This is a genomic window from uncultured Muriicola sp., from assembly GCF_947258935.1.
Taxonomy (GTDB): Bacteria; Bacteroidota; Bacteroidia; order Flavobacteriales; family Flavobacteriaceae; genus Muriicola.
Map to the genome: position 1 here is coordinate 1 of NZ_CAMYKH010000088.1, position 8,532 is coordinate 8,532.

The 8,532-nt window shown below is 40.0% G+C and carries 9 protein-coding genes; 2 read left to right on the forward strand and 7 right to left on the reverse strand.

The window, feature by feature from the left end:
• Nucleotides 1-4: 4 nt before the first annotated feature.
• The 7 genes from Q0X72_RS12210 to Q0X72_RS12240 form a co-directional block, all read right to left on the reverse strand.
• Nucleotides 5-796, reverse strand: a complete 792-nt coding sequence (locus Q0X72_RS12210; protein WP_297765853.1) for an SDR family oxidoreductase — start codon at nt 794-796, stop codon at nt 5-7.
• 59 nt (nt 797-855) lie between these two features.
• The gene (locus Q0X72_RS12215) at nt 856-1,911 is read right to left on the reverse strand and encodes a 3-oxoacyl-[acyl-carrier-protein] synthase III C-terminal domain-containing protein (RefSeq protein WP_297765855.1); all 1,056 of its coding nucleotides are present in this window, start codon (nt 1,909-1,911) and stop codon (nt 856-858) included.
• 6 nt (nt 1,912-1,917) lie between these two features.
• Entirely contained in the window at nt 1,918-2,631 is a 714-nt protein-coding gene (locus Q0X72_RS12220; RefSeq protein WP_297765857.1) for a methyltransferase domain-containing protein, read from the reverse strand.
• Nucleotides 2,628-3,764, reverse strand: a complete 1,137-nt coding sequence (locus Q0X72_RS12225; RefSeq protein ID WP_297765860.1) for an NAD(P)/FAD-dependent oxidoreductase — start codon at nt 3,762-3,764, stop codon at nt 2,628-2,630. The genes Q0X72_RS12220 and Q0X72_RS12225 overlap by 4 nt, the downstream gene beginning before the upstream one ends.
• Before the next feature lie 58 nt (nt 3,765-3,822).
• Complete coding sequence (locus tag Q0X72_RS12230) at nt 3,823-4,518, reverse strand: OmpA family protein (RefSeq protein WP_297765862.1); 696 nt, start codon at nt 4,516-4,518, stop codon at nt 3,823-3,825.
• 2 nt (nt 4,519-4,520) lie between these two features.
• On the reverse strand, nt 4,521-5,000 hold the full coding sequence (locus tag Q0X72_RS12235) for a lipocalin family protein (protein WP_297765864.1): 480 nt from the start codon (nt 4,998-5,000) through the stop codon (nt 4,521-4,523).
• Nucleotides 5,001-5,107: 107 nt separating this feature from the next.
• Nucleotides 5,108-7,084, reverse strand: a complete 1,977-nt coding sequence (locus tag Q0X72_RS12240; RefSeq protein WP_297765867.1) for a dehydrogenase E1 component subunit alpha/beta — start codon at nt 7,082-7,084, stop codon at nt 5,108-5,110.
• Nucleotides 7,085-7,215: 131 nt separating this feature from the next.
• Between Q0X72_RS12240 and Q0X72_RS12245 the strand changes: the two genes are divergently transcribed.
• Both Q0X72_RS12245 and Q0X72_RS12250 read left to right on the forward strand, forming a co-directional pair.
• Complete coding sequence (locus Q0X72_RS12245; RefSeq protein WP_297765870.1) at nt 7,216-8,166, forward strand: 2-oxoglutarate and iron-dependent oxygenase domain-containing protein; 951 nt, start codon at nt 7,216-7,218, stop codon at nt 8,164-8,166.
• A gap of 31 nt (nt 8,167-8,197) precedes the next feature.
• On the forward strand, nt 8,198-8,530 hold the full coding sequence (locus tag Q0X72_RS12250) for a translation initiation factor (protein WP_297765873.1): 333 nt from the start codon (nt 8,198-8,200) through the stop codon (nt 8,528-8,530).
• Nucleotides 8,531-8,532: the final 2 nt, after the last annotated feature.

Consider the following 8,532-nt stretch of genomic DNA (forward strand, 5'->3'; position numbering starts at 1 on the left):
TTATTCATCGTAAACTCTCTCCTCCATCAGCCTTTATTATTGTACCGGTGATCCATTTGGCTTCTTCGAGACTTAACAGATATACCGTATTTGCAACGTCTTGGGGTGTAGTTAAACGTCCCGAAGGATTCCTTTTTAAAGCATTTTCCTTTATTATATCGCTATTTGGTATCATGGCAAAAGAGGCAGTTTCCGTAACCCCTGCTTGTATACAATTGGCTTTCACCCCCAAGGGTGCCATTTCAAGTGCCATATTGCGCGTAATTGCCTCCAGTGCAACCTTGGCAACAGAGACAGCAGCATACCCCGGTATTACTTTAGAATTGCCTTCACTGGTGAAGGAAATGACCCGCATGTCCGAATCATTCAATTTTGAATTGAGGATATCCTGCACCCATTCATATAAGCTTACCGCCATCGACTTAGAAGTGATCTCAATATCCTGAGCCGTTAAACGTAATGAAGGATCGGACACCATTGGTTTCATGCTGCCTTTGGCAATACTGTGTACCAGCATCTTGATGGTATCTCCTTCTTCCATCATCTCCCCCATATGTTTTAAAACCTCCTGCCTTTTCTCAGAATTTATGGCATCTGCATTTAAAGCGTAGAAGTCACTCGCATCTACTTTAATCTGACTAAAGCTGTTATTTATAGATTCCATATCGGTTCGTCTATCCCGGTGAACAATGCAGATGGCATATCCATGCTTTGCCAACTTTTGAGCTGTTGCGAGGCCTAATCCTCTACTACCTCCCAGGATAAGTGCCCATTGTTTTGTAGAATTTTCTGACATCTATTCTTATTGCTTTTTGCGAGTACAAAAATACATTAAATTGATCTCTTTTAAAGCTATTACCATTCTAATAAGACTCTCTGTGCTGAAAATCCGGGTCCAAAACTTAAGATGAGCCCTTGCTCCCCAGCGGGGATCTCCTTTTCCATAAATCGTTCCAGTACATATAAGACCGTAGCGCTGCTCATATTGCCATAAAGCTTTAAAGTTTCTCTTGTATCATCAATATTCTTCCCTAATTTCCCAAAAAGATCTTCAACCGTCTGCACGATCTTTCGGCCCCCGGGATGGAAAATAAGATGATGTACCTTATCAATTGAACTATTGTGTTTGTGAAGAAAAGGATGCACAATATTGGGGAAATGCTCTGAAATGGTTTCAGGGACCGCAGGATCTAGGATCATTTTTAAGCCTGTGTTCACTAAGTCGAAACCCATCAAATGTGTAGCATTCTTAAAATGATACATCTCCTCCCCGATTATTACCGGACCAGATGCCTCCTCTTCAGAAGAAAGTAACACACAGGCGGCCCCATCTCCAAAAATAGCCGCACTTACCATATTGGCCATTGAAAAATCATTTAATTGAAAGGTAGCTGTAGGGCTTTCAACAGCAATGACAGCAGCCCTTTTATTTGGACTAGATCGCAAAAAATTACTGGCATAGATCATTCCAGATACCCCGGCGGCACAACCCATTTTAGTAACCGGCAAGCGAACAACATCTTGGCGCAAACCCAGATCATTAATGATGTATGCATCCAGAGACGGGATCATGATCCCCGTACAGCTAACAGTAATGATATAGTCTAAACTCTCCGGAGTCCATCGATTCTTTTTAAGTGCTTTATCAAGGACAGCAGTCCCCATTCTTTTTGTTTCGCGTACATAGATCGCATTCTTTTCTTCGAAAGAAGTAGCGGTAAAAACCTCTTCAGGGGCCATTATGCCATATCTGCGTTCTACCCCCGCTCCTTCGAAAATCTTTATGACCTTCCGCCTAAACCGATCTTCCTGACCTGAAAGCCAAATATCCACTAGAGGTAATATATCTTTTGTATCCCTGTAGTAAGGCGGGAGTTCTTTCGCTACGGACACCACATGTACTTTATTCATAGTAATTTACGTATTTGGATGGGTTAGGATCCATTCATACCTAAAAGCCCACCGCCATAGAACTTTATAATCCATAGACGGTACAGATCTGGAAAAAATATGAAAATCATTTTTGGTAAACCCACTTTTAATGGAGACCAAACCATCGTGTTTAGCGACATGGGTTTTCATAAATACGAGGCTAAATACTTTAAAAAGGGCGAAACCAATTTTATTCCGATCCAGATCATTTACGATTATCCCAATAGTTGCCAATAAAGCGAATTTTTTTATAAAAGTATGGATCTGCTCCCGTGAAAAATGATGTAAGGTTAAGGTGCAAAGAAGTATATCACAACGGAATTTCTCTGGCTTTAGAGCGAGAACATCTTGTGTAAGATATCGGATATTGCCATAACCACGACTAGACTCTTTTGCAATGTTGATCGACTTTTCATTCAGATCGAGACCTATTAGTTGTGTCTTAATGTGATTTTCCGCACAGTGATCTGCTACTTCCCTCAACATACTTCCATCTCCACAACCTATATCTAGTATGGTATATTTTTCCCTTGGATGTTCTTTAAATAATCGATCCAGTGCTTTTATGGTAATGTTATTTCCCCCCAGCCATTTATTAGCCAGTGTTATATCTTTTAAAATGGATCTGATCTGGATTTCATCTAAGCTTAGATCATCCATTAATTCATTTTCTGTACTTCGCTGCTTAAAACGGATCATACTTCTATGGGTTTTCCATGCGTTTTTTTAATGATGCTCTTGAGTATCCCTGGAGAGAGAATGGCTAAGGAGAAAAGTAACTCTGCAATTTTGGGGGACATGAGGAGCTTTTGAAGTCTCCTTCCGGTTCTAATCCGTTTACCAAAAGTACGATACCATTTTATGGTATACTCCTTTTCTAACCGAGTGCGGTCTGATAGTCCTTCTTTTAAATATGCGTGGATCAGTTCTGAAGCTATTTTAGCACTATGGATCGCCATGGCCATGCCATTGCCACATAAAGGATGAATTAGTCCGGCAGAATCCCCGCACATGATCACATGGTCCTCTACAGGGTCTTTTGCTTCAAATGAAATTTGAGCAATGCTCAAGGGTTTTTCAAATACCATTGTGGCTTCTTTTAAAAAAGTTCCCAAATATGGGTTTTGCGCTACCACCAGGTCATTGAATTCAGAAATATTATGTTTTTTTTGAAAACTATTATAGGTCACCAGATAGCAAAAATTAACAGCTCCGGTTTCTGTTTTCGATAATCCGCCATAACCTCCTTCAAAACTGTGCAATCCTACCAGATTATCTGGAAAATTGTTCCATTGATAGTGGGCTTTAACACCCAGCCAAGGCGATTTTTTGGAAATAAAATCACGCCTTAGCATTTTGTCCAGATTGGAACGTTTACCAAAGCCCCCAATGACAAAAGTTGCCTTGTATTCTTGATCGAGATTATTTTTTACAGTAAATATGTCATCTTTATATTCAATGCTTTCCGCTGAACAAAAAACAAGATCTACACCGAGACTGGTGGCTCTTTTATACAAGCAATTATCCAAGGCATATCTACTAATTCCAATCGCACCAAGTGGTAAGGAAAGTTGAAGGGAACGCCCTTTTTGTGTGCTAAATTCCAGGGTATTTATTTCAATGTTTGTAGGTAATTCTATCCCTAGATGGTGTAGATAAGGCACTACCTCATTAGATAGGTATTCACCACAAACCTTGTGATGGGGATACGTTTCTTTTTCCAGCAACAGGATACGATGGTGTTCTTTCCGTAAATGGATGGCTGCCGTAAGTCCGGCCAATCCACCCCCAATAATGATCACATCATAAGTAGCCACTGGGGAAAGATACATATTCCTAAACAAAAAAACCCGACAATGATGCCGGGTTTAATAATCTGCTGGATGGGGATTAACCTTTGGTTTTCTCGATGGCCTCTTGTTTTAATTCCTCACTGGCCACTATACCAATTTCAACTCGTCTGTTTTTGGATTTTCCCTCTGCGGTTGCATTATCTGCTACCGGTTGCGTTTCACCAAACCATTTGGTAGTGAATCTTCCACCAAGAATTCCCTGACCAATTAGGTAATTGGTCACAGACTCGGCTCTTAATTTAGAAAGACCCATATTATACTCGTCTGAACCCGCACTGTCTGTATGCCCTTCAACAAGGATCTCAGTTTTTGGGTATTCCTTAAGGATACCAGCTAGTTTATTTAAGGTCTCTACTGAAGTTCCTTTAATATTGGATTTGTTCGTGTCAAAATAAACCCCGGCACCTTCATTAAATGTTACATTTATTCCTTCTCCTACCCTTGTTACTTCGGCTCCGGGAATTTCTTCCTGAATACGTTCTGCCTGGCGATCCATTCTATTACCTATATATCCTCCGGCAGCACCGCCTACGACGCCTCCAATAATGGCTCCCAGAACGGTGTTACCGCCTTTTCCAACATTGTTACCAACTATACCACCAATTACGGCTCCCCCTGAGGCACCAATTACAGCACCTTTTTGAGTGTTATTGGCATTTTTAACGGCATTACATCCCAAGACTAAACTTGCGATCATTAATATGGCTCCTACTTTTTTAAACATGTTTTTCATTTTTAATTTTTAGTAAATTCATAAACGATGGTTACAGGTTTAGCGTCTACCATCACATTCGATTTTAAGATCATTTCGTTTGCAGAAAGGGAAGCAATATTCAATCTGTATCCCAAACCACCGGAAATATCATTACGCTTCTCGTCAATATATTTAAACTGCAATTGATTGTTATAGTTTGATGGACTACTCACTACAGACCACCTAATAAAACGATCTCCTCCTTCACACAGAGAACCTTGCTTAATTGTGTAACGGCCAGTACTATTGTTGTCTCTGAAGAACCAGTTGCTATCCTCAAAACAGATGGCATTTGCGTCGTTGAAAACCACCGCTTTAAACATCCCCTGGTTATTTTCATAATGAATATCATTAAGTGTCCAGGTACCACTGATAAGATTTCGCTGATCCCTTATGTCTTTGGATATACCGCAGGATGAGATAAGTACAACAACTAATAAAGGAATTATTTTTCTGATCATCTTTTTAAATTTATTGTTTCGTCTATATATACGTACCAAAGACTCCGTTAGCTCTTTAGGAACTGCTTCTTTTTTAAAATATATACAGCGGTCTGAAGAATAGTAAATTAATAGGATAGTAGTTCTTTAAGCACCTCTTGTATTCGGGCTTTGGGTAAGTATTGATCTTCTAATTGCCTGGCGAAAGGAATAGGTGTTTCCAAACTGCCAACGCGTCTTATTGGGGCATCTAAGAATTGGAAACAGTGCTCCATTACGAGTGCTGAAATATCGCTGGCGATACCCCCAAAGAGACTGTCTTCCTGCACAATCATGCATTTCCCTGTCTTTTTCACGGACTTGTAAATAGCCTCAATATCTAAAGGCTGCAAGGTTCTCAGATCAATAAGATCTGCATTAATTTCAGGATTTGCTTCCAAAGCTTCAAGGGCCCAGTGTACGCCTGCCCCATATGATACTACTGTGATAGAATCACCGGTTTTGAGAAGACTTGCTTTCCCAAAGGGCAAGGTATAATAGCCTTCCGGTACATCCTGATACATACTGCGATAAAGGGCCTTATGTTCAAAGAAGAGTACGGGGTTAGGATCATTTATGGCTGTTGCCAGGAGTCCCTTGGCATCATAAGGGAAAGCAGGATATACAACTTTAAGCCCTGGTGTTTTGGTAAACCATGCTTCATTCGTTTGTGAATGAAAAGGTCCGGCCCCCACTCCTGCTCCACAAGGCATTCTGATAACCACATCTGCCGGTTCATTCCACCGATAATGTACTTTTGCAAGATAATTTACAATAGGGTTGAATCCGCTGCTGACAAAATCTGCAAATTGCATCTCCACCACAGCCTTCATTTTGTTAATAGATAAGCCCATTGCAGCAGACACTATGCCCGATTCGCAAATGGGTGTATTTCTGACGCGTTCTGTTCCAAATGCCTCAACAAATCCCTCCGTGATTTTAAAAACACCTCCGTAATCTGCAATATCCTGACCAAGCAACACTAGGTTAGGATGCTTCTCCATGGATAGGCGCAATCCTTGTGAGATAGCATCTACTAAACGAATATTTACTACCTTTTTATTCTCTTTAAACTCTTGATATACAAATTCTTTGTAAACATCAATTAATTCATTGCTTTCAGTACTTTGAACAATGTCTTCGTCAAATGCCAGTTTTAAATTTTCGTCTATTTCATGGATGAAATCCTTCTTTATTACCACTTCTTCCTCTTCAGAAAGGATATTCTGATTCCTGAGATATTCCAAATAATTTTCAATGGGATCTTTTGCGGCCCATGTATCCAGTAATTGTTGAGGAACATATTTAGTACCACTTGCTTCCTCATGCCCTCTCATACGAAAGGTTTTAAATTCGAGTAGTACGGGTCGTGGACGTTGACGAACACTTTTACTTAAAGCTTTTACCTTAGTGTATACCTCCAGGATATTATTGCCATCAATGATATAGGATTCTATGCCGTATCCTTTGCCTTTGTCAGCAATATGTTTGCATCTAAATTGTTCACTTATGGGCGTAGACAAGCCATATCCATTATTTTCAACACAGAATAACACTGGTAAGTCCCAAACTGCTGCGATATTTAATGCTTCATGGAAATCCCCTTCGCTGGTGGCACCTTCTCCTGTAAAAACTGCGGTTACTCTTTTGTTTTTTTGCAGAACATCCGCAAGTGCTATCCCATCTGCCACCCCTAATTGTGGGCCAAGATGAGAGATCATGCCCACTATCTTATATTCCTGGGTTCCAAAATGAAAGCTGCGATCCCTTCCTTTAGTAAAACCGCTCATTTTCCCTTGCCATTGGGCAAAAAGCCTATGTAAAGGAATGTTTCGTGTGGTGAAAACACCCAAATTGCGGTGCATGGGCAAGATGTATTCTTCCGGCTCCAGAGACATGGTTACTCCAATGGAAATTGCCTCCTGCCCTATGCCACTAAACCATTTAGATATCTTCCCCTGCCGAAGAAGTATCAGCATTTTCTCTTCTATCATACGGGGTTTGAGCATGCCCTTATAGAGTTCTATAAGCACCTCAGAAGTTAGCCCATGGTGTTGAAATTGCATTAGTTTAAAATACGTTTAGCACAAATAATTGCCGTAAATGTAGCAAAATTGCATTGAAGATCTCTACCTAATTTGAGTCCTAATTGGTTTGATAATTTAGTAACTTTGATTCTTCATCTAAACCAAAAAGTATGGATACCATTCCAAGTGTGGATCTTAGGGATTATTTATCTAAAGATCCTTTCAAAAAAGAACAATTTGTAAAAAATTTGGGAAGTGCATTTGAGGAAATTGGCTTTGTAGCGCTAAGTGGTCACTTCCTTTCGGAATCTCTGATCGAATCTTTATATACTGAAATTAAGAAGTTCTTTGCCTTACCACAGGAGGTAAAGGACAAATATGAGATAGCAGGTATTGGCGGACAGCGTGGTTATACATCCTTTGGAAAGGAACACGCCAAGGGAAGAAAAGTAGGTGATCTTAAGGAGTTTTGGCACTTTGGCCAATACGTTGAAAACAATCCGAAGTTGTTAAAAGAATATCCGTCTAATGTTACAGTAGCCGAATTGCCCGACTTTAACAAAGTAGGCAAGGAAACATACAAAATGTTGGAAAAAACGGCTCAATATGTTTTGCGGGCTTTGGCACTTCATTTAGATCTGGAAGAAACCTATTTTGATGAATATATTAAAAACGGAAATTCTATCCTTAGGCCAATTCACTACCCTCCTATCACTGAAGAACCCAAAAATGCTATTCGTGCAGCAGCTCATGGAGATATCAACCTTATTACCTTATTGATGGGGGCTCATGGCAGGGGATTACAGGTAATGAATCACAAAGGAGAATGGATAGATGCCATTGCGAACAAAGATCAGTTAATGATAAATGTTGGGGACATGTTGTCAAGATTATCAAATAACAAGTTAAAGTCTACCATCCACCAGGTAGTTAATCCGCCCAGGGAACTTTGGGGAAATTCCAGGTACTCTATTCCATTTTTTATGCATCCTATTGGAGAAATGTCCCTGAATTGCCTGGAAAATTGCATTGATAAGGAACATCCTAAATTATTCCCTGATATCACTGCTGGAGAATTTCTAAACGAACGCCTTGTGGAGCTTGGCCTTATAAAAAAATAAGATAATTTCAGGGATTTTTTTACAGTATGCTATGGACCTTCAAGACCAATTAAAAAACCTATTTCCAGACCATCAACCATCCGAAGAAGAGAAAGCGTCAAAGAAAGAAAAACCGAAATTCTGGGTGCAGGACGAGCCTATTCTCTGTAAATATGAGAAACGCAAAGGGAAACCTATCACCATCCTGGAAGGATATGAAGGAACAGATGCCGATCTAAAGGCTCTGACCAAAGAATTAAAGACTTTATTGGGTGTAGGCGGCACCTATAAGAATGAACTTATCATTATACAAGGAGATTACAGGGACAAGATCATGCTATTCCTTCAAGAAAATGGCTTTAAAACCAAGCGAGTTGGCGGATAGTA

What these genes read in the sequence shown, in the direction of transcription:
- Q0X72_RS12235 (WP_297765864.1), bottom strand. Translation starts at nt 5,000, where the DNA reads ATGATCAGAAAAATAATTCCTTTATTAGTTGTTGTACTTATCTCATCC.
- Q0X72_RS12210 (WP_297765853.1), bottom strand. Translation starts at nt 796, where the DNA reads ATGTCAGAAAATTCTACAAAACAATGGGCACTTATCCTGGGAGGTAGT.
- Q0X72_RS12220 (WP_297765857.1), bottom strand. Translation starts at nt 2,631, where the DNA reads ATGATCCGTTTTAAGCAGCGAAGTACAGAAAATGAATTAATGGATGAT.
- Q0X72_RS12245 (WP_297765870.1), top strand. Translation starts at nt 7,216, where the DNA reads ATGGATACCATTCCAAGTGTGGATCTTAGGGATTATTTATCTAAAGAT.
- Q0X72_RS12230 (WP_297765862.1), bottom strand. Translation starts at nt 4,518, where the DNA reads ATGAAAAACATGTTTAAAAAAGTAGGAGCCATATTAATGATCGCAAGT.
- Q0X72_RS12240 (WP_297765867.1), bottom strand. Translation starts at nt 7,084, where the DNA reads ATGCAATTTCAACACCATGGGCTAACTTCTGAGGTGCTTATAGAACTC.
- Q0X72_RS12250 (WP_297765873.1), top strand. Translation starts at nt 8,198, where the DNA reads ATGGACCTTCAAGACCAATTAAAAAACCTATTTCCAGACCATCAACCA.
- Q0X72_RS12225 (WP_297765860.1), bottom strand. Translation starts at nt 3,764, where the DNA reads ATGTATCTTTCCCCAGTGGCTACTTATGATGTGATCATTATTGGGGGT.
- Q0X72_RS12215 (WP_297765855.1), bottom strand. Translation starts at nt 1,911, where the DNA reads ATGAATAAAGTACATGTGGTGTCCGTAGCGAAAGAACTCCCGCCTTAC.